Origin of the sequence: Nocardioides faecalis (assembly GCF_018388425.1) — a bacterium.
GTDB classification, from domain to species: domain Bacteria; phylum Actinomycetota; class Actinomycetes; order Propionibacteriales; family Nocardioidaceae; genus Nocardioides; species Nocardioides faecalis.
Window position 1 is genome coordinate 3,153,461 of record NZ_CP074406.1, and the last position, 26,114, is coordinate 3,179,574.

27 protein-coding genes are annotated in these 26,114 nt (G+C 72.6%); 14 read left to right on the forward strand and 13 right to left on the reverse strand.

The features are described 5' to 3' along the window. Nucleotides 1-42: 42 nt before the first annotated feature. Together coaA and KG111_RS14830 are read left to right on the forward strand one after the other, a co-directional pair. Nucleotides 43-1,029 carry a type I pantothenate kinase gene (coaA, locus tag KG111_RS14825; protein WP_205291053.1) on the forward strand — a complete coding sequence of 329 codons (987 nt, stop codon included), beginning with the start codon at nucleotides 43-45 and terminating at the stop codon, nucleotides 1,027-1,029. 71 nt (nucleotides 1,030-1,100) lie between these two features. After that, nucleotides 1,101-1,790, forward strand: coding sequence for a hypothetical protein (locus KG111_RS14830; RefSeq protein WP_205291054.1), 690 nt, complete (start codon nucleotides 1,101-1,103; stop codon nucleotides 1,788-1,790). A 136-nt stretch (nucleotides 1,791-1,926) separates the two neighbouring features. On the opposite strand, the gene glmM is transcribed toward KG111_RS14830, so the two are convergent. From glmM to rplM, 3 genes are all read right to left on the reverse strand, one after another. Beyond that, nucleotides 1,927-3,294, reverse strand: a complete 1,368-nt coding sequence (glmM, locus tag KG111_RS14835; RefSeq protein WP_205291055.1) for a phosphoglucosamine mutase — start codon at nucleotides 3,292-3,294, stop codon at nucleotides 1,927-1,929. Between the two features lie 167 nt (nucleotides 3,295-3,461). Continuing rightward, nucleotides 3,462-3,965: a 30S ribosomal protein S9 gene (gene rpsI / locus KG111_RS14840; protein WP_205291056.1), complete on the reverse strand. Its 504-nt coding sequence runs from the start codon at nucleotides 3,963-3,965 to the stop codon at nucleotides 3,462-3,464. A gap of 42 nt (nucleotides 3,966-4,007) precedes the next feature. After that, complete coding sequence (rplM, locus tag KG111_RS14845) at nucleotides 4,008-4,451, reverse strand: 50S ribosomal protein L13 (protein WP_205291057.1); 444 nt, start codon at nucleotides 4,449-4,451, stop codon at nucleotides 4,008-4,010. Nucleotides 4,452-4,803: 352 nt separating this feature from the next. On the opposite strand from rplM, the gene KG111_RS14850 reads away from it, so the two are divergent. The 4 genes from KG111_RS14850 (at nucleotide 4,804) to KG111_RS14865 (ending at nucleotide 9,921) form a co-directional block, all read left to right on the forward strand. Further along, the gene (locus KG111_RS14850; RefSeq protein ID WP_205291058.1) at nucleotides 4,804-6,093 is read left to right on the forward strand and encodes a citrate synthase; all 1,290 of its coding nucleotides are present in this window, start codon (nucleotides 4,804-4,806) and stop codon (nucleotides 6,091-6,093) included. Between the two features lie 14 nt (nucleotides 6,094-6,107). Next, nucleotides 6,108-6,764, forward strand: coding sequence for an HAD family hydrolase (locus tag KG111_RS14855; protein ID WP_249666151.1), 657 nt, complete (start codon nucleotides 6,108-6,110; stop codon nucleotides 6,762-6,764). Between the two features lie 108 nt (nucleotides 6,765-6,872). Then, on the forward strand, nucleotides 6,873-8,552 hold the full coding sequence (locus KG111_RS14860) for a long-chain-fatty-acid--CoA ligase (protein ID WP_205291059.1): 1,680 nt from the start codon (nucleotides 6,873-6,875) through the stop codon (nucleotides 8,550-8,552). A gap of 118 nt (nucleotides 8,553-8,670) precedes the next feature. Continuing rightward, nucleotides 8,671-9,921: a S1C family serine protease gene (locus KG111_RS14865; RefSeq protein ID WP_205291060.1), complete on the forward strand. Its 1,251-nt coding sequence runs from the start codon at nucleotides 8,671-8,673 to the stop codon at nucleotides 9,919-9,921. 153 nt (nucleotides 9,922-10,074) lie between these two features. On the opposite strand, the gene KG111_RS14870 is transcribed toward KG111_RS14865, so the two are convergent. The 6 genes from KG111_RS14870 to KG111_RS14895 all read right to left on the reverse strand — a co-directional run bounded on the left by KG111_RS14870 (nucleotide 10,075) and on the right by KG111_RS14895 (nucleotide 15,462). After that, nucleotides 10,075-10,257 carry a DUF5302 domain-containing protein gene (locus tag KG111_RS14870; RefSeq protein ID WP_205291061.1) on the reverse strand — a complete coding sequence of 61 codons (183 nt, stop codon included), beginning with the start codon at nucleotides 10,255-10,257 and terminating at the stop codon, nucleotides 10,075-10,077. A gap of 67 nt (nucleotides 10,258-10,324) precedes the next feature. After that, nucleotides 10,325-12,037 (reverse strand): ABC-F family ATP-binding cassette domain-containing protein, encoded by a 1,713-nt coding sequence (locus KG111_RS14875; protein ID WP_205291062.1) that lies wholly within the window; start codon nucleotides 12,035-12,037, stop codon nucleotides 10,325-10,327. Between the two features lie 100 nt (nucleotides 12,038-12,137). Continuing rightward, complete coding sequence (locus tag KG111_RS14880; protein WP_205291063.1) at nucleotides 12,138-12,812, reverse strand: SIMPL domain-containing protein; 675 nt, start codon at nucleotides 12,810-12,812, stop codon at nucleotides 12,138-12,140. A 23-nt stretch (nucleotides 12,813-12,835) separates the two neighbouring features. Further along, nucleotides 12,836-13,438, reverse strand: a complete 603-nt coding sequence (locus KG111_RS14885; RefSeq protein ID WP_205291064.1) for a class I SAM-dependent methyltransferase — start codon at nucleotides 13,436-13,438, stop codon at nucleotides 12,836-12,838. Beyond that, nucleotides 13,435-14,361: a tRNA pseudouridine(38-40) synthase TruA gene (truA, locus tag KG111_RS14890; protein ID WP_205291065.1), complete on the reverse strand. Its 927-nt coding sequence runs from the start codon at nucleotides 14,359-14,361 to the stop codon at nucleotides 13,435-13,437. Before truA ends, KG111_RS14885 begins: the two co-directional genes overlap by 4 nt. Nucleotides 14,362-14,490: 129 nt before the next feature. Continuing rightward, nucleotides 14,491-15,462: a PfkB family carbohydrate kinase gene (locus tag KG111_RS14895; protein ID WP_205291066.1), complete on the reverse strand. Its 972-nt coding sequence runs from the start codon at nucleotides 15,460-15,462 to the stop codon at nucleotides 14,491-14,493. Nucleotides 15,463-15,510: 48 nt separating this feature from the next. On the opposite strand from KG111_RS14895, the gene xseA reads away from it, so the two are divergent. Together xseA and KG111_RS14905 are read left to right on the forward strand one after the other, a co-directional pair. Further along, nucleotides 15,511-16,746 carry an exodeoxyribonuclease VII large subunit gene (gene xseA, locus KG111_RS14900; protein ID WP_205291067.1) on the forward strand — a complete coding sequence of 412 codons (1,236 nt, stop codon included), beginning with the start codon at nucleotides 15,511-15,513 and terminating at the stop codon, nucleotides 16,744-16,746. Continuing rightward, entirely contained in the window at nucleotides 16,739-16,975 is a 237-nt protein-coding gene (locus KG111_RS14905) for an exodeoxyribonuclease VII small subunit (RefSeq protein ID WP_205291068.1), read from the forward strand. The genes xseA and KG111_RS14905 overlap by 8 nt, the downstream gene beginning before the upstream one ends. A gap of 35 nt (nucleotides 16,976-17,010) precedes the next feature. Here the strand turns inward: KG111_RS14905 and KG111_RS14910 are convergent, their stop codons facing one another. Further along, complete coding sequence (locus tag KG111_RS14910; RefSeq protein WP_205291069.1) at nucleotides 17,011-17,592, reverse strand: DUF4245 family protein; 582 nt, start codon at nucleotides 17,590-17,592, stop codon at nucleotides 17,011-17,013. 310 nt (nucleotides 17,593-17,902) lie between these two features. Between KG111_RS14910 and KG111_RS14915 the strand changes: the two genes are divergently transcribed. From KG111_RS14915 to glpX, 5 genes are all read left to right on the forward strand, one after another. Further along, entirely contained in the window at nucleotides 17,903-18,322 is a 420-nt protein-coding gene (locus KG111_RS14915) for a TOBE domain-containing protein (protein WP_205291070.1), read from the forward strand. After that, a complete protein-coding gene (modA, locus tag KG111_RS14920; protein ID WP_249666152.1) occupies nucleotides 18,319-19,167 on the forward strand; it encodes a molybdate ABC transporter substrate-binding protein in 849 nt (282 codons plus the stop codon). Before KG111_RS14915 ends, modA begins: the two co-directional genes overlap by 4 nt. After that, nucleotides 19,164-19,958 (forward strand): ABC transporter permease, encoded by a 795-nt coding sequence (locus KG111_RS14925; protein ID WP_205291071.1) that lies wholly within the window; start codon nucleotides 19,164-19,166, stop codon nucleotides 19,956-19,958. Before modA ends, KG111_RS14925 begins: the two co-directional genes overlap by 4 nt. Further along, nucleotides 19,955-21,043: a sulfate/molybdate ABC transporter ATP-binding protein gene (locus tag KG111_RS14930; RefSeq protein ID WP_249666153.1), complete on the forward strand. Its 1,089-nt coding sequence runs from the start codon at nucleotides 19,955-19,957 to the stop codon at nucleotides 21,041-21,043. The genes KG111_RS14925 and KG111_RS14930 overlap by 4 nt, the downstream gene beginning before the upstream one ends. Before the next feature lie 93 nt (nucleotides 21,044-21,136). Next, nucleotides 21,137-22,150: a class II fructose-bisphosphatase gene (gene glpX, locus KG111_RS14935; protein WP_205291072.1), complete on the forward strand. Its 1,014-nt coding sequence runs from the start codon at nucleotides 21,137-21,139 to the stop codon at nucleotides 22,148-22,150. 86 nt (nucleotides 22,151-22,236) lie between these two features. On the opposite strand, the gene KG111_RS14940 is transcribed toward glpX, so the two are convergent. Further along, nucleotides 22,237-23,079 (reverse strand): esterase/lipase family protein, encoded by an 843-nt coding sequence (locus KG111_RS14940; protein ID WP_205291073.1) that lies wholly within the window; start codon nucleotides 23,077-23,079, stop codon nucleotides 22,237-22,239. A 105-nt stretch (nucleotides 23,080-23,184) separates the two neighbouring features. On the opposite strand from KG111_RS14940, the gene KG111_RS14945 reads away from it, so the two are divergent. Beyond that, nucleotides 23,185-24,087 carry an alpha/beta fold hydrolase gene (locus KG111_RS14945; protein ID WP_205291118.1) on the forward strand — a complete coding sequence of 301 codons (903 nt, stop codon included), beginning with the start codon at nucleotides 23,185-23,187 and terminating at the stop codon, nucleotides 24,085-24,087. Here the strand turns inward: KG111_RS14945 and KG111_RS14950 are convergent. Then, nucleotides 24,074-25,273, reverse strand: a complete 1,200-nt coding sequence (locus tag KG111_RS14950) for an ABC transporter ATP-binding protein (RefSeq protein WP_205291074.1) — start codon at nucleotides 25,271-25,273, stop codon at nucleotides 24,074-24,076. The genes KG111_RS14945 and KG111_RS14950 overlap by 14 nt on opposite strands. Before the next feature lie 6 nt (nucleotides 25,274-25,279). Continuing rightward, nucleotides 25,280-26,113 (reverse strand): carbohydrate ABC transporter permease, encoded by an 834-nt coding sequence (locus KG111_RS14955; protein ID WP_205291075.1) that lies wholly within the window; start codon nucleotides 26,111-26,113, stop codon nucleotides 25,280-25,282. Nucleotide 26,114 lies beyond the last annotated feature (1 nt).

The following is a 26,114-nucleotide window of genomic DNA, read 5'->3' on the forward strand; positions in this document are numbered from 1 at the left end:
ACCGCCGTCAGGCCGCCTCGGCGCACTGCAACAATCGCCGACATGCCTCACGGCCCCACGGTGGACAGCTCCCCCGGCGACGAGTCGTCGCGGGAGTCCTCGCCCTACGTCGAGCTCGACCGGGCCACCTGGGCGAAGCTGGCCTCCGAGACCGAGAGCCCGCTGACCACCGACGAGGTCGCGCGGCTGCGCGGTCTCGGCGACTCCCTGGACGTCGACGAGATCCGTGACGTCTACCTGCCCCTGTCGCGGCTGCTGAGCCTGCGGGTGAGCAGCGCCAGCGCGCTGCACCGTGAGCAGGAGGCCTTCCTGCACCGTCGTACGCCGCCGCGCACGCCGTTCGTGATCGGCCTGGCCGGCTCGGTGGCGGTCGGCAAGTCGACCGCGGCCCGGGTGCTGCAGCAGATGCTGGCGCGTTGGCCGGAGCACCCGAACGTGGCGCTGGTGACCACCGACGGGTTCCTCTACCCCAACGCCGAGCTGGAGCGCCGCGGGCTCCTGGCCCGCAAGGGCTTCCCGGAGTCCTACGACCGCCGGGCGCTGCTGAAGTTCGTCATCGACATCAAGTCGGGCCGCGACGAGGTGGAGGCCCCGGTCTACTCCCACCTGGTCTACGACGTGCAGCCCGACGAGAAGGTCGTGGTGAAGCGTCCCGACATCGTCATCGTCGAGGGGCTCAACGTGCTGCAGCCGGCCCGGGTGCGCGAGGACGGCCGGATCACCCTGGGCCTGAGCGACTTCTTCGACTTCTCGATCTTCGTCGACGCCAACACCAACCACATCCGGGACTGGTACGTCGACCGGTTCCTCAGGCTGCGGGAGACGGCGTTCCGCGACCCCTCGTCGTACTTCGCCAGGTACGCGGCGCTGAGCCACGACGTGGCGATCGACGAGGCGCGCCGGATCTGGGACACCATCAACGGCCCGAACCTGGAGCAGAACGTGCTCCCGACCCGCTCGCGGGCCACCCTCGTGCTGCGCAAGTCCAAGGACCACTCGGTGCGCTACGTGCGGCTGCGCAAGATCTGAGCCGCACCAGGCACTCCGCCGGGCGGGACGGGCGATGTTTGAGACCCCACCAAAAAGGGAACTCCGGGGTCATGACCCCGATGACCACCCGCAAGAACCTGTCCGTCTTCGCCGTCCTGCTCGCCACCTCGAGCCTCGCCCTCACCGCCTGCGGAGGCGAGGACGAGGACACCGACGCCAAGGACAAGACCTCGCAGAGCACCGAGGAGACCACCGAGGCGACCGAGACGCCCACCGAGAGCGCCGAGACCGAGACCTCGCCTGTCGCTCCCGCCGCGCCCGCCGGCGACGTCACGGCGCCGGGCACCGAGCTCGCGATCGGTGAGCCGGCCGTGGTGCCGTTCACCTCCGGCACCGACAGCTCCGGCACGGTCGAGGTCACCATCACCGAGATCAAGAAGGGCAGCGCCGACGACCTCAAGCCGCTGAACCTCGGCGACCGCGCCGCCGGGCTGGTGCCCTACTACATCCAGGTCAACGTGAAGGGCGTCTCCGGCTCCGAGACCCTGGCCCACACCTCGATCAACGAGTCGATCGAGGGCGCGCTGCCCGACGGCAGCCGCGCGCAGACCCTGTCGATCATCGGCACGTTCGAGCCGTGCGACAACGTCAGCTTCCCGGGCGAGTTCGCCGACGGCACCTCCTACACCACCTGCGTGCCGTACCTGGCCCAGGAGTCGACCGAGGTCAGCTCGGCGCGCTACGCCCAGCGCGACGGCGAGTACAGCTCCTACGACGGCAAGCCGGTCGTGTGGAAGTGACCCGCTGACACTCGCGGCCTGACGCCCGCGACGTCGTACGACGCGAACGGCACCGACCCTCCCGGGTCGGTGCCGTTCTTCGTCTGTGCCGGTTCTTCGTCTGTGCCGGTTCTTGCCGGTCGCGCGGCGCCGCGCCTCAGCCGGAGACGGCGAGCCGGGTGCGGACCACCTCGGCGAGCCGGCCGGCGACGGCCTCGGCCTGCTCGGCCGTCGGCGCCTCGACCATGACCCGCACCAGCGGCTCGGTGCCCGAGGGGCGCAGCAGCACCCGGCCCGTGGCGCCCAGCTCGGCCTCCGCCTCGGCCACGGCCGCGAGCACCGCGGGGTCGTCGGTGCGGGTGCGGTCCACCCCACCCACGTTGATGAGCACCTGCGGGAGCCGGGTCATCACGGCGGCGAGGTCACGCAGGCTGCGCCCGGTGCGGGCCATGCGCTGCATCAGGTGCAGCGCGGTGAGCACGCCGTCGCCGGTGGTGGCGTGCTCGCGCATGATCACGTGCCCGGACTGCTCACCGCCGAGCGAGTAGCCGCCGCGGCGCATCTCCTCGAGCACGTAGCGGTCGCCCACCGCGGTGCGGCGCATCTCGATCCCGGCGGCGCTCAACGCCAGGCCCAGGCCGAGGTTGCTCATCACGGTGGCGACCAGGGTGTCGTCGACGAGCCGGCCGCCCTCCTTCATGCCCAGGGCGAGGATGGCCATGATCTGGTCACCGTCGACGAGCTCGCCGGTGTGGTCCACGGCCAGGCAGCGGTCGGCGTCGCCGTCCACCGCGAAGCCGGCGTCCGCGCCGTGCTCGACGACCGCCCGCTGCAGCGGACCGAGGTGCGTGGAGCCGTAGCCGTCGTTGATGTTGAGCCCGTCGGGCTCGGCGCCGATGGCGATCACCCGTGCCCCGGCCTCCTCCAGCGCGCGGGGGCCGACGACGCTCGCGGCGCCGTGGGCGCAGTCGAGCACCACGGTCAGGCCCGCCAGCGGACGAGACCCGCCCGCGGGGGCGTCGAGGGTGGCCACGAGGTGGGCGGCGTACTCCTCCACGCACGGGCCGTAGGGCTGGACCCGGCCGACGGCGGCACCGGTGGGTCGGTCCCAGTCCTGGTCGAGGTGCTCCTCGATCTCGCGCTCCAGGGCGTCGTCGAGCTTGACGCCGCCGCGGGCGAGGAACTTGATGCCGTTGTCGGGCATCGGGTTGTGCGAGGCGCTGATCACCACGCCGAGGTCGGCGCCGAGGGCATCGGTGAGGTAGGCGACGCCCGGGGTGGGCAGCACCCGCAGCCGGAGCACGTCGACACCGGCCGAGGCGAGCCCGGCCACCACCGCGTGCTCGAGGAACTGTCCGGAGATCCGGGTGTCACGACCGACGACGGCCAGGGGCCGCTCCCGGTCGATGCCGCCGTGCTCCACGAGCACACGGGCGGCGGCCACGCCGAGGTCGAGCGCCAGCTCGGCGGTCAGCTGGCCGTTGGCCAGGCCGCGCACGCCGTCGGTGCCGAAGATGCGAGTCAAGGACCACCCCTAGTTCTGTCGGGCCTGGTTGCGTCGGGCCTGGTTGTGTCGAGCAAGAAAACCACGAGAGGGCCACGGACCGCGGCAGCGGTGCGTGGCCCTCTTCGCGTCGCCTCAGACGACTGCGCCGTGCTCCGGGGCCGAGGGCGTCCGGAGCCGCGCAGGCATCAGCGCTTGCTGTACTGCGGAGCCTTGCGGGCCTTCTTGAGACCGGCCTTCTTGCGCTCGATCGCACGGGCGTCGCGGGTCAGCAGGCCGGCCTTCTTCAGGGTCGGCCGGTTGGCGTCGAGGTCGATCGCGTTCAGCGACCGCGCCACGCCGAGGCGCAGCGCACCGGCCTGGCCGGTGATGCCGCCGCCGTGGATGCGGGCGATCACGTCGAAGCGGCCCTCGAGGCCGAGAGCCGCGAACGGCTCGTTGACGACCTGCTGGTGCAGCTTGTTCGGGAAGTAGTCCTCGATCGTCCGGCCGTTGATCGTCCAGTTGCCGGTGCCGGGCACGAGGCGGACGCGGGCGACGGCCTCCTTGCGGCGGCCGGTGGCCGCGCCGGGGGCGATGGTCGCCGGGGCGGAGGAGGTCTCGCCGGACCCCGCGCTCTCGCTGGTGTAGGCGAGGCCCTGCTCGTTGGTCTCGAAGGTCTCGTCGACCTCGGTGTTGTCGGTGTCAGCCACGGTGAAAGTCCTTGGGTCCTTGGGTCAGCTCGGTCGAAGAGGTCACTGGGAGATCTGGGAGATCTCGTAGGCAACGGCCTTCTGGGCCTGGTGCGGGTGCGTCGGGCCGTTGTAGACCTTCAGCTTCTTGATGATCTGCCGACCCAGGCGGTTCTTCGGCAGCATGCCCCACACGGCCTGCTCGACGGCCTTGCGGGCGTCCTTGTCGATGACCTCACCGATCGGCGTGGCGGTCAGACCACCCGGGAAGCCGGAGTGGCGGTAGACCATCTTGTCGGTCCGCTTCTTGCCGGACAGCGCGACCTTGTCGGCGTTGATGATCACGACGAAGTCGCCGGTGTCGGCGTTCGGCGCGAAGATCGCCTTGTGCTTGCCGCGCAGCAGGTTGGCGGCCGTGACGGCCAGCCGACCCAGGACGACGTCGGTGGCGTCGATCACGAGCCAGGCGCGCTCGACGTCACCGGGCTTGGGAGCGTAGGTACGCATGATGCGTCAACTCTCTGTGGTCAGTTCGTGGACCCGTCCGACGGACGTCGACCGGGCTTGCCACACCGGCCGGGGCCGGCGGCGGCGACGTGGTCTGACGAACTCAGCCCGGCCCACCCTCGCTCGCCTCACGACGATCGAGCAGCGATCCGGGACTGCCCCGCACACGTCGTACGACGTGGGGTTGCGGAGCGGCAGCACACGCGACTGACCAGACTACGGAGCACGCTCCTCGCCGGTCAAAACGGCGGGGCTCTCGCACCCTAGTCCTGCGTGCGCGGGCGCCCGGCGATGAGCCACGGATCGGGACACCGGCTTCCGAGGGTGCGGGGTGGGCGACTAGGTTGGCGGCGTGACTGAATCCCTGACCGTACGCGACAACCGCACGGGAGCGGAGTACGAGATCCCGATCGTCGACGGCACCATCAAGGCCGCGGACCTCGGGCAGATCAAGCTCAACGACGACTCGCCGGGTCTGGCGACCTACGACCCCGGCTTCGTCAACACCGCTTCGTGCCGCAGCGCCATCACCTTCATCGACGGCGACAAGGGCATCCTCGAGTACCGCGGGTACCCGATCGAGCAGCTCGCCGAGAAGTCCAACTTCCTCGAAGTGGCCTACCTCATCATCCACGGGGAGCTGCCGACCAAGGAGCAGTACGAGGAGTGGGTGCACGAGATCACCTTCCACACCTTCGTGCACGAGAACGTCAAGAGCTTCATGCAGGGCTTCCGGTACGACGCGCACCCGATGGGGATGCTGATGGCGTCGGTGGGGGCCCTTTCGACGTTCTACCCCGAGTCGCGCCACATCGACGACCCGGACAACCGCCACATCCAGATCGTCCGGATGATCGCCAAGATGCCGACGCTGGGCGCCTGGTCGTTCCGCCACGCGCAGGGCAAGCCGTACGTCTACCCGGACAACGACCTGTCGTACGCGGAGAACTTCCTCTCCATGCTCTTCAAGATGAGCGAGACGAAGTACCAGGCCGACCCGCGCATCGCCAAGGCGCTCGACGTGCTGTTCATCCTGCACGCCGACCACGAGCAGAACTGCTCGACCAACGCGGTCCGCTCGGTGGGCTCCTCGCAGGTCGACCCGTACTCGGCGGTCGCGGCGGGCATCGGCGCGCTCTACGGCCCGCTGCACGGCGGCGCCAACGAGGCCGTGCTCAAGATGCTGCGACGCATCGGCTCCAAGGAGAACATCCCCGCCTTCATCGAGGGCGTGAAGGCCGGCAACGAGAAGCTCATGGGCTTCGGCCACCGGGTCTACAAGAACTACGACCCGCGCGCCAAGATCATCAAGAAGGCCTGCGACGACGTCTTCGAGGTCACCGGGGTCAACCCGCTGCTCGAGGTCGCCCAGGAGCTGGAGAAGATCGCGCTCGAGGACGAGTACTTCGTCAAGCGGCGCCTCTACCCCAACGTGGACTTCTACTCGGGCCTCATCTACGAGGCCCTGGAGTTCCCGCCGGAGATGTTCACGGTCCTGTTCGCCATCGGCCGCGCCCCGGGCTGGCTGGCCCAGTGGCTGGAGCTGGTGCAGGACAAGGAGCAGAAGATCGCGCGCCCCAAGCAGATCTACACCGGTCCGCGCACCCTGGACTTCGTGCCGGCAGAAGAGCGCTGGGCCTGACCCTGGGTCAGGCAGTGGGCTCCGACGCCCACCCGACGTCACACCGCACGACCCCGGCCACCTCGGTGACCGGGGTCGTGTGGGACCTGGGCAACGTGCTGATCGAGTGGGAGCCGGTGCGTGCGATCGCCGCCGGCGTCGGCGAGGAGCAGGCACGCCGCTTCCTCGCCGAGTTCGACTTCGCCGCCTGGAACCACTCCTGCGACGCCGGCCGTACCTGGCCCGAGGCACTGGCCGAGCTGGACGCCACCCACCCGGAGTTCTCCGCGCACGGGCGGGCCTACCACGAGCACTTCGCCGCGTCCCTGACCGGCGAGGTCCCCGGCACCGTCGACATCGTCCGCGAGCTGCACGCCGCCGGCGTCCCGCAGTGCGGGCTGACCAACTGGTCCGACGAGCTCTACCACGCGAACGCGCCGCAGCGCTTCGCCTTCCTCGCCCTGCTCGAGGTCGTCGTGGTCTCGGGCACCGAGGGCATCGCCAAGCCGGACCCGCGGATCTACGCGCTCGCCGCCCGGCGCTGCGGCATCCCGTCCGCCGAGCTCGTCTTCGTCGACGACAAGGCGGAGAACGTGGCCGCCGCGCAGGCGTGCGGCATGCACGGCCTGGTCTTCCACGACGCCGCCACCCTGCGCGCCGACCTCGCCCGGCTGGGCCTGCCGCTGCACTAGCCGCCCTCCCCCGCCGGCCCGGGCAGCCTCGGGCGAGGCGGCAAGGCAGGGCGACGGGAGCCGGCCCGAGACGTTGTGCACCCTTGTGATCTGGGACACACTCGGCGCATGAGCGCCGTCCCGAGTGCCGACCCCACCTCGTCCGGACCGCGCGGCCCCTGGCCGCCGGCACGGCCGCCGGCCCCGACGTACATCGGTGACCGCATCGGCCACTGGGCCGAGGCCACCCCCGACGCGGAGGCGATGACCTACCTGGGTCGCACCTGGACCTGGGCGCAGTGGTACGACCGCGTCCAGCGCGCTGCCGGCGTGCTGCGCGACCTCGGCGTCGCCCGGGGTGACGTGGTCGCGTTCCTGGACAAGAACCACCCCGCCTGCGTCGAGGTCACCCTGGCCGTCGGCTCCATCGGTGCGGCGAACGCGATCATCAACTGGCGTTCGGCCGGGGATGAGATCGACTACGCGGTCAACGACTCCGGCGCCCGGGTCCTCATCGTGGGCGCCGAGCTGATGCCGACCATCGAGGCGATCCGCGACCGCCTGCCCCGGGTGGAGCACATCATCGAGGTGACCCCCGACGGCGAGGACGACGACTACGAGCGGCGGCTCGCCACCGCCATCCCCGCACCCTACGGCCCGGACGTGGTGCAGGACGACGTCTGCCTGGTCATGTACTCCTCGGGCACCACCGGCCGCCCCAAGGGCGTCATGCTCACCCACCGCAACCTGGTGCGGCACACCGTCAACGCCCACGACGGGTGGGGCTTCGATCCCGGCGACAAGTCGATGGTGTCGATGCCGCTGTTCCACGTCGGCGGGTCGTCGTACGTCATGTTCGGCATCCACGACGGCATCCCCACCGTCATGACGCGCGAGCCCGACGCGGCCTCGCTGGCCGGGGCGATCCTGGCGGGCGCCAACCGGACGTTCCTGGTGCCTGCCGTGCTGGCCCAGGTGCTGGCCGCCGGCGGGGAGGCGGTGAAGCTGTTCGGTGCGCTGAAGACCTACACGTACGGCGCGGCGCCGATGCCGCCGCCGCTGCTGCGCGCCGCGATGCAGGCCTGGCCCGACACCGACTTCATCCAGGTCTACGGCCTGACCGAGGTGTGCGGCGTCGCCACCCACCTGATGCCCGAGGACCACCGCACCGCGGAGGCCGAGGGCCACCCGGAGCGGCTGCTGTCGGCGGGCAAGCCGATCCCGCAGTGCGAGGTCCGCATCGTCGACCCGGTCTCCGGCACGGACGTGGCGACCGGCGGGCACGGCGAGATCTGGCTGCGCACCCCGCAGCTGATGAAGGGGTTCCTCAACAAGCCCGAGGCCACCGCCGAGGTGGTCGTCGACGACGGCTGGTTCCGCACCGGGGACATGGGCCACCTCGACGCCGACGGCTACGTCTACGTCTCCGACCGGCTCAAGGACATGATCATCACCGGCGGGGAGAACGTGTACTCCCCCGAGGTGGAGCGGGTGCTCTCCGAGCACCCGAGCGTGCTCGAGGTCGCCGTCATCGGCGTGCCGGACGAGCAGTGGGGCGAGTCGGTCAAGGCGGTCGTGGCGCTGCGGGAGGACGCCGAGACGACCGAGACGACCGAGACGACCGAGGCGGCCGGGGCAGCCGGGGCGGCCGGGGCGGCCGGGGCGATCGAGGCCGAGCTGATCGACTGGGCCCGGGAGCGGCTGGCGCACTTCAAGGCGCCGCGCACCGTGGAGATCGTCGACGCCCTGCCGCGCAACCCCACCGGGAAGGTCCTCAAGCGCGAGCTGCGCCGGCCGTACTGGCCCTGAGCGGCGGCCGCCCTCGACCACCCCCTGGGCCGCCCTCCTAGGCCGCGCAGAGAGCACTCAGAGCCAGTCCTCACCGGGCACTCAGCGGAGTCACAGGTTGGCGGCGCACAGTGTGGACATGACCCAGTCGATGCCTCCCGTGCCTCCCAGCCAGCCCGGTCGGTCGACGCTCCCCCCGCCGCCGCCGTACGCGCCCGGCGGCGCCGGCCCGACCGGCTTCTCCCCCGCCCCCTCCCCCTCCACGCGCCCTCGCCGCGGCACCTTCGCGGCGCTGGTGCTCACCGGTGCCCTGCTCGTCGGCGGTGGCGCCGGCATCGGCGGTGCCGCGATCTACGACGCGGCCAACGACGACACCACGTCGTCGGCCGGCACCTCCCTGCCCGTCGTCGACTCCGGCAAGCAGGCCGCGGCCGACGGCAGCGTGGAGTCGGTGGCCGAGACCGTGCTGCCCTCGGTGGTCGCGCTCAGCGTCACCGGCAACGGCGGCTCCGGCAGCGGCTCCGGCGCGGTGCTGGACTCCGACGGCCTCATCCTGACCAACGACCACGTGCTCACCCTGGGTGGCGAGATCGATGCCAAGGACGCCCAGGTGGTCGTGTCGTTCAACGACGGCACCAAGAAGCGCGCCGAGGTGGTGGGCACCGACCCGCTCACCGACACCGCCCTGGTGAAGGTCGACGGCGCAGAGGACCTCAAGCCGATCACCATCGGCAAGTCCAGCAACCTCACCGTCGGTCAGGAGGTGGTCGCGATCGGCTCCCCGTTCGGCCTGGAGTCCACCGTCACCAGCGGGATCGTCTCCGCCCTGAACCGGCCCGTGCAGGTGGCCCGCGACGCGAACGGGAACACCACCGCCTACCCGGCGATCCAGACTGACGCGGCGATCAACCCCGGCAACAGCGGTGGCCCGCTGGTCAACATGGAGGGCCAGCTGGTCGGCATCAACGCCTCGATCCGCTCCGCCTCCAACGGCCAGGGCTCGGCCGGATCGATCGGCCTCGGCTTCGCGATCCCGATCGACTCCGTGCTGCCGATCATCGAGCAGATGCGGGCCGGCGAGGCCCCGACCCACGCCCGGCTCGGCATCCAGGTCTCCAACGCCGCCAGCGACCCGCGCAGCGGTCAGAACTCCTCCGACCCGACGGCCGACGGCGCCCGGATCGAGAGCGCCGAGCAGGGCTCGGCGGCCACCGACGCCGGCCTGCGCGCCGGTGACGTGATCACCGCCGTCGACGGCATCCGGATCGAGGACGCGGAGTCGCTCATCGCCACCGTCCGCTCCTTCCGGCCCGGCGACACCGTCAAGGTGACCTACCTGCGCGGCGGCAAGGAGGGCACCACCGAGCTGAAGCTCGGCTCCGACGGCTGAGGCTGAGGGCTGGTCTCGACGGCTGGGCTCGACGGCTGGGCTCGACGGCTGGGCTCGACGGCTGGCAGCGCGGGAGACGAACGACGCGGGGCGCCCGGACCGGGCGCCCCGCGTCGCGTCGTACGGGGTCGAGGGGCTTGAAGCCGAGCAGCCTCAGGAGCCGCCTCCGCCTGCCTTGCGGCGGTGGATCCGCGGGCCGGCGCCGGTGACCTCGGACCCGTGCGCCTTCTCCTTGCCCGGCACGTCCTCGTGGATGCTGTTCGCGCGGCCGTTCTTGCGATCCAGCGCCTCGCGCATCTTCGCCTTCAGGTCCTCGTTGGCACCGTGGTCAGCCATGGGGTCCTCCTCGGGTAGTGGGCTTCCACCGTCCCACGTCCGGCCCGCGCGGGCCAACCGTTTCCGCTCAGCGCGTGCGCTGCACGCGCCCCTCGTCCCACACCGGCTCCGGTGCCTCGTAGACCGTGCCGTCGGAGCCGAAGACGCAGTACCGGTCGAAGCCGCGGGCGAACCAGCGGTCGTGGGTGACCGCGACGACGGTGCCCTCGAACGCGGCCAAACCCTCCTCCAGCGCCTCGGCGGACTGCACGTCGAGGTTGTCGGTCGGCTCGTCGAGCAGCAGCAGGGTGGCCCCGGACAGCTCCAGCAGCAGGATCTGGAACCGGGCCTGCTGACCGCCCGAGAGCGACTCGAAGCGCTGCTCGGAGGCGTCCGCCAGCTCGTAGCGGTCCAGCACCCGGGCCGCCTGCTCGCGCCCCATCCCCCGCCGGCCGTGCGGCGAGCCGTCGCCGCGGTGCAGGATCTCCAGCAGCGTGCGGCCGACGAGCTCGGGGTGCTCGTGGGTCTGCACGAACCAGCCGGGGCGCACCCGGGCGCCGAGCCGGGCGCGGCCGGTGTGCGCGACCGGGGCGATCGTCACCTCCCCGACCGGCTGGTGCTCGACGTCGGGATCGGTGCCGCCGGCAGCCAGCAGCCGCAGGAAGTGCGACTTGCCGGAGCCGTTGGAGCCCAGCACGGCCAGCCGGTCGCCGTACCAGAGCTCGAGGTCGAACGGCTTCATCAACCCGGTCAGCTCCAGGTCCTCGCAGACCACCGCCCGCTTGCCGGTGCGCGCCCCGGAGAGCCGCATGGTGACCTGCTGCTCACGGGGCTGCTCGGTCGGCGGGCCGGCCTCCTCGAACTTGCGCAGCCGGGTCTGGGCCGCGCGGTACTGCGAGGACATGCCGTCGTTGAACTCCGACTTCACCTTCAGCCGCAGCACCAGCGCCTTCAGCTTCGCGTGCTCCTCGTCCCAGCGCCGGCGCAGCTCGGCGAAGCGGGCGAACCGGTCCGTGCGGGCCTCGTGGTACGACGCGAAGCCGCCCGGGTGCGTCCAGGTGCTGTTGCCCGTGCCGCCGACGCCGAGCTCGACGGTGACCACCTGGGTGGCGGTGTTGGCGAGCAGCTCGCGGTCGTGGCTGATCAGCACGATCGTCTTCGACGAGGCCGCGATCTGCTGCTCCAGCCAGATCTTGCCCGGCACGTCGAGGAAGTTGTCCGGCTCGTCGAGCAGCAGCACCTCCTCCGGTCCGGCGAGCAGGTGCTCGAGCACCAGCCGCTTCTGCTCCCCGCCGGAGAGGGTGCTCAGCTCGCGGTACTTGCAGCGGTCGAACGGCACCGCCAGCGCCCGGGTGGTGCACACGTCCCAGACCACCTCGACGTCGTACCCTCCGGCGTCGGCGTACTCGCCCAGCGCGTCGGCGTAGGCCATCTGGGTGGCCTCGTCGTCGCTGTCCATCAGCGCCAGCTCGCAGGCCTCGACCGCCGCCGCGGCGGTGCGCACCCGCTCCGGGGCGAGGCTGAGCAGCAGGTCGGCGACGGTCGGGCCGCCCTCGGCCGCGCTCGTCGGCACCCGGTCCACCATCTGCCGCATCACGGCGAGCCCGCCGGAGCGGGTCACCACGCCGGCGTGCGGGGCCAGGTCGCCGGCGATGATCTTGAACAGGGTGGTCTTGCCGGCACCGTTGGCGCCGACCAGCGCCACCTTCGCGCCCTCGCCGACGCGGAACGACACGTCCTCGAGCAGCACCCGCCCGTCGGGCAGCTCGTAGCGGACGCCGGCGACCTCAACATGTCCCACGAACGAGGATTGTCCGGCACCGCGGGCGCCACGGCGAACCGGCTGCCTTCGACGCCCGTGCTCGAGGCGCGACCCGGCCCGCGCCGTCGGGTGCCGGGGGTCAGCCGCCGGCGACGAACCGGGCGTCGACGTCGGCGGCGACCTTGATGTCCTCGGGCGTGAGCTGCAGCTCGACACCGCCGGACTCCTTCCCGGCCGAGGCGCGGGAGAAGGCGACGGCGGCCAGGGAGGTCGGCGCGATGCCCTCGCCGAGCATGCCGGCGTCGGCGATCGCGACCGGGCGCACGGGGCCGAGGCCGAGCGCGTCGGCGTACTCCTGCGCGCGGCGGGCGGCGTCCTGGACGGCACGGGTGCGGACGGTGCGCTCGAGCTCGGCGCGGCGCTTCTCGGTCAGCGCCCAGGCGACGCCGTCGAGGGCGAACCCGGGTGTGGCAACGACGTGCCGGCCGACCCACCGGGTGAGCTCGGTGAAGTCGCGGAACTTCACCTCCAGCCCCACGCTGGCGTGGTGCACCAGCGGCAGCTGCTTGCCCTCGTTGTTCCAGGGCCGCCGGGCCCAGGTGCGCACCTGCTGGGTCGACCACCAGGTGACCGGTCCGGCCTCGGGGTCGTGCAGCTGCTTCACGGAGCCGCGGACGGCCTCCAGGGAGGCCACCACCTGGTCGTAGACCGGCTGCAGGGTCGGGCCCTCCAGTGCCAGCGTGGCACGGACGGTGCCCCGCTCGGGGCGCTGGAAGGCGGCATAGGAACCGCGGACGACGACCTCGGTGGGCATGGGCCCACCCTAGGAGGCGCGGCTCAGGCCCGTCGGGTCTCGAGCACCCGGAACCCCTTGGCGCTGGCCAGCCGCTCGGTCGGGTAGCCCTGCTCGCCGAGCCAGCGCTGCAGCGAGTCGGCGCCGAGGTTCTTGCCGACCACCATCACCGCTCGGCCCTGCGGCGCCAGTCGCGGCAGCCAGTCGAGCAGCAGCTGGTGCAGCGCGGCCTTGCCGATCCGGATGGGCGGGTTGGACCAGATCTCGTCGTACTGCTCGTCGGCGGGGACCTGCTCGGGCGTGCTCGCGGTGTACCGGTCGGCGATGCCGAGGGCGGCGGCGTTCTCGTTGGCGAGCAGCACCGCCCGCTGGTTCACGTCGACGCCGCGGACCACCGCGGCAGGGGCTGCGACGGCGCAGGCCAGGCCGATGACGCCGTACCCGCAGCCGAGGTCGAGGACCCGGCCGCCGGCGGGCGGCTCGGTCTCGCGGAACAGCACCGCGGTGCCGATGTCGAGGCGGCCGCGGGCGAAGACACCGGAGCCACTGACCAGGTCCAGGTCGTGGCCCCACACCGACGTGCGCACCGGCGCGCGCTGGAACGCGACGGTGGGATCGGCGCTGAAGTAGTGGTCCTCGTCGCTCACGCCTGCTCCTCGATGCTGGCCTCGGTGCTGGCCTCGGTGCTGGCCTCGGTGCCGACTTCGGTGCCGACTTCGGTGCCGGCCTCGGCGGCTCGGGCGGTACGACGCGCCGCGGTCTGCGCGACCCGGGCGGCCAGCCCGGCCTCGTCGGGGTAGGCGACCTCCTCCAGCGTCAGCCCGTTGGCGGGCACGACGACCACGTTCGGGTCGCGGCGCTGGGCGGAGAGCACCTCGGCGGCCCAGGCCACGGGCTTGCGGCCCTCGCCGACGGCGATCATGCAGCCCACCAGCGCGCGCACCATCGAGTGGCAGAAGGCGTCGGCCCGGACGTGGCCGACCAGGAGCCCGGAGTCCTCGCGGCGCCAGGAGAACTCCTGCAGCGTGCGGATGGTGGTGGCGCCCTCGCGCCGCTTGCAGAACGAGGCGAAGTCGTGGAGCCCGACGAGCGAGCGGGCTGCGGCGTCCATCGCCTCGACGTCGAGCGGTCGGCTCCAGGAGAGCACGTGGTTGCGGGTCAACGGGTCGACCCGGGCGGGGTCGTCGATGATCCGGTAGGCGTAGCGGCGCCACAGCGCCGCGAACCGGGCGTCGAAGCCGGGCGGGGCCTCGCTGATCCGGTGCACCCGCACGTCGCGGGCCAGCACGCCGTTCATCCGGCGGGCGAGGATGTCGAGGCGCTGCAGCAGCCGCTCGGCGGTCTCCGAGCCGTCCTCACCGGTGGGCACGTCGACATGGGTGACCTGGCCACGGGCGTGCACCCCGGAGTCGGTGCGGCCGGCGACCGTCACCCACAGCGCACCCTCGGGCAGCCGCAGGATCGTGGTGAGCGCCTCGGTCACCTCGGCCTGCACCGTGCGCAGGCCGGGTTGCGCGGCCCAGCCGTGGAAGTCGGTGCCGTCGTAGGCGAGGTCGATCCGCAGCCGCACCCGAGCAGCCTAGGACCGCACCGCCCCACACGCGCAGTCGGTGCAGCCCCCGGCTCCCGACGCACCGCTTCCCAAGCGGATTTGTCGTGATCTGGCCGATTCTCGACGAATTCGCTTGGGAAGCGGCGGTCAGTCGGGTGGGTAGGCGGCGTCGACCTCCGCGCGGGTGGGCGGGTCGGCGCCGAGCCGGCTCACCGTCACCGCGGCCACCCGTACGGCGTAGCGCAGCGCCTCGGCCCAGCCGTCGGCGTCCAGGCGGGCCACCCGATCCGCACCGCCCGCCCCGAGCAGCGGCCAGAGGTGGTCGAGCAGGGCGGCGGAGAAGGTGTCGCCGGCGCCGATGGTGTCGACGACCCGCACCGGCACGCCGGGTACCCCGCCGGTGCACCAGTCCTCGCCGCAGCGGCTGTGCCACGACGCGCCGGCGTCGCCGTGGGTCACCACCACCGCGGCCGGCCCGAGCTCGAGCAGCCGTGCCGCGCTGGCACCGACGTCGTCGCCCGGCCACAGCGCGGCCAGGTCCTCGTCGGAGGCCTTCACCAGGTCGGCGAGGCCGGCCGTGCGTCGTACGGCCTCGACGACGGCGACGCCGGTGCCGGTGATCGCCGGGCGCAGGTTGACGTCGTAGCTGACGGTGGTGCGCCCACGCAGCTGCGCCACCAGCTCGGCGACGTCGTCTGCGCCCGGGGCGAGCAACGGCGCCAACGACGTCACGTGCAGCACGTGCGGCGCCGGCTCGGCGAGCACCCCGGCCGGCAGCGCCCACGCCACCTCGAAGTCGTACGACGCCGCGCCGCTCGCGTCGATGTGCGCCACCGCGCGCGGGGTGCTCGCCAGCACGTGCGGCTCGCCGGCGAGGTGCACCCGGGCGGCGGCGAGGTGCTCGTCGAGCACCGTCCCCGCCGCGTCGGCGGCGTACGCGGTGGCGAGGTCGACACCGCGACCGAGCCGAGCCAGCGCGACGGCGGTGTTCACCGCGGAGCCGCCGGGCCGGGCGCTGGGCTCGCTGCCCGGCCCGGATCCCGCCTCGACCCCCTTCTCGCCCCCCGCCGCGTGGACCACGTCCAGCACGGCCTCGCCCACCACCAGCGCCCTCGTCATCCGCCCACTGTGCCGCTGGTGTCGGGCCGATCAAATAGGCTCGCCGCCGTGGCCCTGGAGACATCCCTCGAGAAGCCGGCACCGGTCCGGGCGATCGCGAACGCGATCTCGGGCTGGATCGACCGTCTCGGCGCGGTGTGGGTCGAGGGTCAGGTCACCCAGGTCAGCCGCCGTCCGGGGCTGGCGACGGTGTTCATGACGCTGCGCGACTCCGTGGCCGACATCTCGGTGCCGGTGACCTGCTCGCGGGTGATGTTCGACGGCCTGGCCACCCCCGTCACCGAGGGCGCGAGCGTGGTCATCCACGCGCGGCCGTCGTACTACGCCAACCGGGGCACGCTCTCCCTGCAGGCACGCGAGATCCGGATGGTCGGCCTCGGCGAGCTGCTCGCCCGGCTGGAGCAGCGGCGCCAGCTCCTCGCCGCGGAGGGACTGTTCGCCGCCGAGCGCAAGCGCCGGCTGCCGACGGTGCCGCAACGCATCGGCCTGGTCACCGCGGCCAATTCGGCGGCCGAGCGTGACGTCATCGAGAACGCCACCCGGCGCTGGCCGGCGGTGGCCTTCGAGGTGGTGCACGCCGCCATGCAGGGCCACCGCTGCGCGAGCGAGGTGATCGAGGCGGTGCGCCGCCTCGACGCGCACCCCGAGGTCGACGTCATCGTCATCGCCCGCGGCGGCGGGTCGGTGGAGGACCTGCTGCCCTTCTCCGACGAGGGCCTGATCCGGGTGGTGGCGGCCGCCCGCACCCCGGTGGTCTCCGCGATCGGCCACGAGCCCGACTCCCCGCTGCTCGACCTCGTCGCCGACCTGCGTGCCTCCACGCCCACCGACGCCGCCAAGCGGGTGGTGCCGGACATGGCGCAGGAGGCGAGCCGGGTCCGCGAGGCCCGCACCCGGATCCGGCAGGCGGTGTCGGCGCGGCTGGAGCGCGAGCAGCACACGCTGGACGCGATCCGCTCCCGGCCGGTGCTGGCCGAGCCGGCCACGGTGCTCGACGCACGCCACGACGAGCTCGACGACCTACGCCACCGGATCCGCCGCAGCCTGGAGACCCGGCTCGACCGGGCCGCCGACGACATCGACCACCGCCGCGCCCGGGTCCAGGCGCTCTCCCCCCTGGCAACCCTGCAACGCGGGTACGCGGTGCTGCAGGATGCCGACGGCCACGTCGTCACCTCGGTGGCCGACGTCGCCGCCGGTGCCGGCCTGTCGGTGCGGGTCGCCGACGGCCGCGTGCACGTGACCGCCACCCGCACCGAACCGATCGAGGAGCACCATGGCTGAGCCGACCACCCCCGACGGCCCCACCCCCGAGGAGGACCGGCCCTCGTACGAGGACGCGCGGGCCGAACTCGTCGAGGTCGTGCGCCAGCTCGAGGCCGGCGGCACCACCTTGGAGGAGTCGCTGGCCCTGTGGGAGCGCGGCGAGCGACTGGCGACGATCTGCCAGGAGTGGATCGACGGCGCCCGGGCACGCCTGGACGCCGTGCTCGCCCGCGACGACGAGGACTGACCCGGACCGGTCTGCTGGGCTGGGCTGGGCTGGGCTCAGCGCACGGGGGCGGTGGTCAGCGAGTCGACGACCTGCTGCAGCTCCTTGGCCGAGGCGGAGCCGAACACCAGCACGGTCTCCTCGCCGACCTCGGCTGCATAGGCGGTGTCGCCGCTGGCGTCGACGAAGCCCTCCCACTCCCGGGCCACCGGCGCGGTCACCGACGCCGGCACGGTGTAGCCCTCGGCGTCCTCGGCATCCTCGTCGACCCACCGCGAGACCAGCGAGCCGATCGAGGCGTCCTCCTGCCGCACGCCGACGAACCGGTTCTCGTCGGTGAGCATGCGCAGCGTGAAGACCGGCCGGTCCCCCGGCGTCACCTCGGCCCCCGTGGCGATCCAGCCCTTGGGCAGCGAGGCCGGGTAGGCGGGGCTCAGACCGGCCTGCTGGGCGGCCGCGACCGACGCGAGGTAGTCCACCTTCTCCGGCTTGATCTCGAAGTCGTTGCGGAAGGCGCCGGTGAACGCGTACAGCCCGGCGAGGGCGACGACGGTGACCAGCAGCGAGACGACGAGGCCCCACGCAGAGCGCTGGTAGCGGCCCGGCCGGCCGCTGGGTTCCGGTTTCTGGGTGCTCATGACGCGCCCCAGTCTCCCAGCCGACCTCCGCCGACCCGACATCGGCCGCTCCCCACTCCCCGACTCGTGAGTTTCCGCCCGCCCAGTCGTGAGTTTCCGCCCGCCGAGTCGTGCGTTCTCGTCCGCCCAGTCGCGCGTTCCCGTCGTACGACGAAAGGTCCCGACTCGGCAGACGGAAACTCACGACTCGGGGGACGGAAGGTCCCCACTCGGGGGACGGAAACTCACGATTCGGCGAAGGAAGGGACCGGGGAGTCGCATCTGCGGTGGATTGCTGGTGATTCGGGCGCAGATGCGGCAGGCTGGTGGGATGGGTGGTGCGGTGGAGTACCGGGTGAGCGAGGCGGCGGAGCTGCTCGGGGTCAGCAGCGACACGGTGCGGCGCTGGGTCGAGGCGGGCCGCCTCCCGGGGCGTACGACGGCGGGACGCACGATCATCGCGGGTACCGACCTGGCCGCGCTGGCGACCTCCCTGCTCGACGAGGCCGAGCACGACCGGACCCGCGCCGGGCAGGTCAGTGCCCGCAACCGGATGACCGGGATCGTGACGCGGGTGATCGCCGACACGGTGATGGCGCAGGTGGAGATGGCCTGCGGCCCCTACCGGGTGGTGTCGTTGATGAGCACGGAGGCCGCCACCGAGCTGGGCCTGGAGCCCGGGGTGCGCGCCATCGCCTCGGTGAAGTCCACCAACGTCGTCGTGGAGCGACCCCTCGGGAGACGAGCGTGACCCCCCGACCACGCACCACCCCGCGCACCACCCCGCGCACCACCCCGCGCACCACCCCGCGCACCACCCCGCGCACCACCCCGCTCGCCACCCTGCTCGCCACCCTGCTCACCCTCGGACTGCTGGCCGGCGTGCTCACCGGCTGCGGCACCTCCGAGGAGGCCGACGGGCAGACCCTGACGGTGTTCGCCGCGTCCTCGCTCACCGGTGTGTTCGAGGACCTGGAGGAGCAGTTCGAGGCCGAGCATCCCGGCGTCGACGTTCGGCTGTCCTTCGGCGGCTCCGCCGACCTCGTGGCCCAGCTGCGCGAGGGCGCCCGCGCGGACGTGTTCGCCTCCGCCGACGCCGAGAGCATGGACGACCTGGTGGCGGCCGGGCTCACCGCCGGCGACCCACGCGAGATCGCCACGAACACGCTCGTGATCGCCGTGCCGCCGGGCAACCCCGCCGGCATCGAGGACCTGACCGACCTCGACGCCGACGACCTGGCCCTGGTGCTCTGCGCGCCGGAGGTGCCGTGCGGGCGCGCCGCCGCCCGGGTCGCGGCGGCCGCGGACGTCGACCTCTCCCCGCTCAGCGAGGAGCAGTCGGTGAGCGACGTGCTCGCCAAGGTGCGCACCGGCGAGGCGGACGCCGGGCTGGTCTACGTCACCGACGTGGCGGCGGCCGGGGACTCGGTCCGGGGCATCGCCTTCGACGAGTCCGACGCCGCCGTCAACCACTACGAGATCGCCATCGTCGCGGGCAGCGAGCAGGCCGACCTGGCCGCCGACTGGGCCGACCTGGTCCTCGGCGCGGGCCGCCGGACCCTGACCGACGCCGGCTTCGGGGCACCGGACGAATGAGGACCGCGGCCCGCACCCGCCACGTCGGCGTGCCCCGCTGGCTGCTGCTGCCGGCCGGGCTCGCCGCGCTCCTGGTGGTGGTGCCGGTCCTCGCCCTGGCCGCCCGGGTGGACTGGGCCGAGCTGCCCTCACTGGTGACCACGCCGGCGGCGCGCTCGGCGCTGTTGCTGAGCCTGCGCACCTCGGCCGCCGCGACCGCCCTGTGCCTGCTGCTGGGCGTGCCGCTCGCCGTCGTCCTGGCCCGCAGCGACGCCCGTTGGCTGGGTCCGTTGCGCTCCCTGGTGCTGCTGCCGCTGGTGCTGCCGCCCGTGGTCGGCGGCATCGCCCTGCTCGCCGCGTTCGGCCGCCAGGGCCTGCTCGGTGAGCACCTGGAGGCCGCGGGCGTGCGGATCGCCTTCTCCACCCTCGCCGTCGTGCTCGCCCAGACGTTCGTGTCGCTGCCCTTCCTGGTGGTCAGCCTGGAGGGGGCGCTGCGCACCGCCGGCGAGCGGTACGACGTCGTGGCGGCCTCGCTCGGCGCCCGGCCCAGCACCGTGCTCGCCCGGGTCACGCTGCCGCTGGTGCTGCCCGGCCTGGCCTCCGGCTCGGTGCTCGCGTTCGCCCGCGCGCTCGGGGAGTTCGGCGCCACCATCACCTTCGCCGGCAGCCTGGAGGGCACCACCCGCACCCTGCCGCTGCTCATCTACAACCTGCGGGCCACCGACGCCGACGCCGCCGTGGCGATGTCGCTGCTGCTCGTCGTGGTCGCCGTCGCGGTGATCGCACTGGTCCGCCCGCGAGGGGCGACGTGACCCCGGACATGACCCCGGACGTGCCCCGTGACGTGCCCCGCGACGTGGGCCTGCACGTCGACGTCCGCGTCGCCGACCGCGACGTCGAGGTCGCCTTCGAGGTCGACACCGGACAGACCGTGGCGCTGATCGGGCCCAACGGCGCCGGCAAGTCCACCACCCTGGCGGTGCTGGCCGGGCTGCTGCGCCCCGATGCCGGCGAGGTCCGGCTCGAGGGCCGGCTGCTCACCGGCGACCGGACCTGGGTGGCCCCGCACGCACGCCGTACGGCGCTGCTGGCGCAGGAGCCGCTGCTCTTCCCGCACCTCCGGGCGCGGGACAACGTGGCGTTCGGGCCGCGCAGCACCGGCGCCTCGCGGGCGGAGGCACGCGCGGTCGCCGAGCGCTGGCTGAGCGAGGTGGACGCATTGGCGCTCGCCGACCGGCGCCCCGCCCAGCTCTCCGGCGGGCAGGCGCAGCGGGTGGCGGTGGCCCGGGCGCTCGCCGCCGACCCGCGGCTGCTGCTGCTCGACGAGCCGATGGCCGCCCTGGACGTGGACGCGGCGCCCGCGCTGCGCCGGCTGTTGGGCCGGGTGCTCGCCGAGCGCACGACCGTGCTGGTCACCCACCACGTGCTGGACGCCCTGCTGCTGGCGGACCGGGTCGTGGTGCTGGAGGCCGGCCGGGTCGTCGAGCAGGGCCCCACCGCGGACGTGCTGGCCCGTCCCCGGAGCCGGTTCGCCGCCCAGCTGGCCGGGCTCAACCTCGTCGCCGGCACCGCCACCCCCGACGGCGTACGACGTCCCGACGGGCTCGCGCTGCACGGCACCGCCGCCGGGGACCCGCCCGCGGCCGGGGCCCCCGCGGTCGCGGTGTTCCGCCCGGCCGCCGTCGCTGTGCACGCCCGGCCACCGGGTGGCAGCCCCCGCAACGCGCTGACGGTGCGGGTGGAGGCCCTGGAGCCGCAGGGCGACCACGTGCGGGTGCGTGCCGGCGGGCTCGCCGCCGACGTCACGCTGGCCGCGGTGGCCGAGCTGGGGCTGGCCGTGGGCGCGGAGGTCACCTTCGTGGTCAAGGCCAACGAGGTCGCCGTGCACGCCCGGTGAGGAGCCGACTCGGGGCCGATCGGCCGCCGACCGGCGGGTGCCCGCCCGGCGGGCAGCCGTCCGGGCGTACCGGTCCCCCGCTAGAATCCGGCCATGAATGACGCCGTAGCCGTTGAGCCCGCCGCCCCCGACCGCAACCTGGCCCTGGAGCTGGTCCGGGTCACCGAGGCAGCAGCGATGGCAGCAGGCCGCTGGGTCGGTCGGGGCGACAAGAACGGCGCCGACGGCGTGGCCGTGCAGGCGATGCGGGTGATGATCTCCAGCGTCTCGATGAACGGCACCGTGGTCATCGGCGAGGGCGAGAAGGACAACGCCCCGATGCTCTACAACGGCGAGCAGGTCGGCGACGGCACCGGGCCGGAGTGTGACATCGCCGTCGACCCCATCGACGGCACCACGCTGACCGCGAAGGGCATGCCCAACGCCGTCGCCGTGCTCGCCGCCGCCCCGCGCGGCACCATGTACGACCCCTCCGCGGTCTTCTACATGGAGAAGCTCGTCACCGGCCCGGAGGCCGCCGACGTCGTCGACATCCGCATCCCCGTCGCGGAGAACATCCGCCGGGTCGCCAAGGCCAAGGGCTCCAACCCCTCCGACGTGACGGTCATGCTGCTCGACCGGCCGCGCCACGAGCAGATGGCCGAGGAGATCCGCGGCACCGGCGCCCGGATCAAGTTCATCAGCGACGGTGACGTCGCCGGCGCGATCATGGCCGCCCGCGCGGACACCGGCATCGACCTGCTGCTCGGCATCGGGGGCACCCCCGAGGGCATCATCGCCGCCTGCGCGATGAAGGCCATGGGCGGCACGATCCAGGGCCGGCTGTGGCCCACCGACGACGAGGAGCGCCAACGCGCGATCGACGCCGGCCACGACCTCGACCCGGACCACATCCTGACCACCGACACCCTGGTCACCGGCGACGACTGCTTCTTCGTCGCCACGGGCATCACCGACGGCGAGCTGCTCCGCGGCGTGCGCTACCGCGCCGGCGGCGCCACCACCCAGTCGCTGGTGATGCGCTCGCGCAGCGGCACCATCCGCACCATCACCTCCGAGCACCAGCTCTCGAAGCTGCGCGGGTTCTCCTCGATCGACTTCGACTGAGCCGAGGCCCAGCAGCACCCGAGAGGCTCCACACCGGAAAAATGCCCGCGGCACGGCGATGGGTCGCCGTGCCGCGGAGACCGGCCTCAGGCCGTCTCGACCACCCGCAGCACGCCGCCGGCGCTGGCGACGATGTCGCTGTGCTCCAGCAGCGAGGTGGAGACGATGTCGATGACGCGGGGGTCGCACACGAGACCGACGTGCGAGGCGCGCACCTCGACGGGACGCCCGTCGGGGTCGATGCAGGCCCGCCAGTCGACGATGCCGTCGCGGCGCGAGTACACGTTGGTCATCGCGACGTCGTGGCGCAGCGGCTCCTGGGACTCCACGAAGCTCAGGTGGGCGCACTCCCCGCTGACGCAGTCGGAGCCCATCACACCGGGCAGGCCGACGTCGGCGAGCCGGTTGAGCATCCGCACCCCGCGGGTGAGCACGCCGTGGTGCGCGGCCGGGGCCCGCATCGGGCTGCCCATGGTCACGATGCCGGCCACCAGGTCGGGTCGCCGGGCGGCCAGCCCGCGGGCGATCATGCCGCCGAGGCTGTGACCCACGATCTGCACCCGGGTGCCGCGGCGCTCGGCGAGCTCCTCGAGGCGCTGCTCCAGGGTCAGCGTGGACTGCATCGTGCAGTTCACGTTGGCGGTGATCCGGGAGCGGTACGTGCGGAAGCCGCGCTCGCGCAGCTCGGCGCTCATCGCCGCCAGCGTCCAGTCCCCGGCGAGGAAGCCGGGGATCAGCAGGACCGGCTCCGCAGCCCGTGCCGCGCTCCGCTCGCTGAACGGCGTACGACGGCGCACGACGCGGGTCGTGCTGCGTCGGGCCGCGAACCTGCCAGCCTCGGTCAGCACGCTGCTCTCCCGGAGGAGGGCGGCGAGCGCCGGGCGTCCGTAGCCCTCGGGCAACAACCAGGGCGCCATGATCTGAGTCACATCATTGATGTTACGCCGCCGCAACATTCTCAAACGGGGTGCAACCCCCCAATTGGGCACACTGGGGTCATGTCAGAACCCTCGTCGCCCCAGCCCTCACCCGAATTGACTACGTCGGACGAGGCCTTCGCCCCGCTGCCCTCGGGAGTCGAGCTGTGCTACCAGACCTTCGGGGAGGCCTCCGGAGAGCCGCTGCTGCTGGTGATGGGGCTGGGCGGACCGATGACCTGGTGGCCCGACGCACTGTGCCGGATGCTGGCCGAGGCGGGGTTCTACGTCGTCCGCTACGACAATCGCGACATCGGTCGCTCCTCGCGGATGTCCGGCCAGGTGGGGGTGGGGACGCTGGCCCGGGCCCTCCTGGGACGGGCGACCAGCGCGCCGTACTCCATCGACGACCTGGCCCAGGACGCCCTGGGCCTGATGGACCACCTCGGCCTGGACTCGGCCCACGTGGTCGGGGTGTCGATGGGCGGGATGGTCGCGCAGACGATGGCCCTCACCGCCCCGCAGCGGGTGCGCTCCCTGACCAGCATCATGTCCACCACCGGGCACCGGCGCGTCGGCTGGCAGAGCCCTGCCCTGCTGACGACGCTGCGCGCCTCCCGCGGCCCGGGCAAGCAGGCCTACGTCGAGCGCAGCGTCGTGGTGTGGGGCCTCATCGGCTCGCCGGGGTTCCGCCAGCCCGAGGAGGAGCTGCGGGACCGGGCCGGCGCCACATGGGAGCGCGGCATCGACGACGCCGGGGTGAGGCGCCAAGCGCTGGCCGTGCTCACCCAGCCTGACCGCACCCCTCGGCTCGGCTCGCTGCAGATGCCGACGCTGGTGATGCACGGCCTGGACGACCGGATGGTGCACGTCTCCGGAGGGCGGGCGACCGCGCGGGCGATCCGCGGCGCGGAGCTGGTGGTCATCCCGGGCTGGGGTCACGACCTGCCCGAAGCCCTCTACCCCACCTTCGTGCGCTGGATCTCCCGGACCGCGGAGCGCGCGCTCAGTGCGCGCTGACCTCCGAGGCCGCGATCCGTCCGGCGCGCTCACGGTCGACGGTGAGGTTCTCGCCGGTCTCGGGGTCGAACAGGTGGATGCGCCGTCCGTCGACCCAGATCTCGGCTTCCTGGCCCTCCTGGATCCGGCTGGCACCGTCGAGGGAGACGATCAGCTGGGTGCGCAGCGCCTCGCTGTCGAGGTCCTTCTCCAGCTGCGCCAGCTCGCGGGTGACCTCCGGCGGCGCCTCGAACGGGATGTAGGCGTAGGTCTCGTTGCCCAGCCACTCCACCGTGTCGACCTCGGCGGTGAACGTGGACCCGGCCTTCTTCTCATCGGCCAGTGAGGCGTCCTCGAAGTGCTCGGGCCGGATGCCGGCGATGAGCAGCCCTCGACCGGCGGCCCGCTCGGCCTTGTCGGCCGGGATCTCCACGCTGCCGAACGGCAGCTGCACCGAGGTGCCCTCGACGGTGGCGGGCAGGAAGTTCATCGGCGGGGAGCCGATGAAGCCGGCGACGAAGAGGTTGCCAGGGTTCTCGTAGAGCTCGCGCGGCGTCGCGAGCTGCTGCAGCAGGCCCCGCTTGAGCACCGCGACCCGGTCGCCGAGGGTCATCGCCTCGGTCTGGTCGTGGGTGACGTAGACGGTGGTGATGCCGAGCTGTCGCTGCAACCGGGCGATCTCAGTGCGCATCTGGCCGCGCAGCTTGGCGTCGAGGTTGGACAGCGGCTCGTCGAAGAGGAAGGCGTCGGCCTTGCGGACGATCGCGCGGCCCATCGCGACGCGCTGCCGCTGGCCGCCGGAGAGGTTGCCGGGCTTGCGGTCGAGGTGCTCGGTGAGCTCCAGGGTCTCCGCCGCGTCACGCACCAGCCGGTCGACCTCCTCGTCGGGCATCTTGGCCAGCCGCAGCGGGAACGCGATGTTCTCGAAGACCGTCAGGTGCGGGTAGAGCGCGTAGTTCTGGAACACCATCGCCAGGTTCCGCTCGCGCGGGGCGAGGTCGTTGACCCGCCGGTCCCCGATCATCATGTCGCCGGAGGTGATGTCCTCCAGGCCGACGATCATCCGCAGCAGCGTCGACTTCCCGCAGCCGGAGGGGCCGACGAGGATCATGAACTCCCCGTCCGCGACGTCGATCGAGACGTCGTTCACGGCAGGGAACCCGTCGCCGTACTTCTTGACGATGTTCTTCATCGTGATGGCGGCCATCTGACCTCACCCCTTCACCGCACCGGACGTCAGGCCGGCGACGATCTTGCGTTGGAAAATCAGGACGATGATGATGATCGGGATCGTCGCGATGACGGCTCCCGCGGCCAGCAGGGACGCCGGCCGGTTGAACGGGTCGGAGCCGACGAAGAAGGACAGCGACGCAGGGATGGGTCGTGCGGCCTCTGTCGAGGTCAGCGAGATGCCGAAGACGAAGTCGTTCCAGGCGAAGAAGAACGTCAGGATCGCGGCGGTGAACACCCCGGGGGCAGCCAGGGGCACGATCACCTTGCGGAACGCCTGCCACGACGTGGCGCCGTCCACCTGCGCGGCCTGCTCCATCTCCCACGGGATCTCCCGGAAGAAGGCCGACAGCGTCCAGATCGCCAGCGGCAGCGTGAAGGACATGTACGGGATGATCAGGCCGGGCCAGGTGTCGTAGAGCCCGAAGGCGCGCCACATGTCGAACAGCGGCCCGACCAGCGAGACGACCGGGAACATCGCGATCGCCAGGGCGATCGTGAGCACCGCCTTCTTGCCGCGGAACTCCAGGCGGGCGATGGCGTACGCCGCCAGGGTGGCCACGATGATCGAGAGCAGCGTCGCGATCAGGCTGATCCCGATGGAGTTGAAGATCGCTCGGCGGAACTGCTCGTTGTCCCACACGGCCTTGTAGTTGTCCCAGCCGGCCCCGGCGCCGTCGGCGGGGAAGAAGCCCGGTGAGCCGTTGGTGATCGCGGTCTCGGACTTGAAGGACAAGGAGATGATCCAGGCCACCGGGAGCAGGCACCAGAGCATGATCAGCGCGCAGCCGACGATGATGCCGATTCGGTTCTTCATC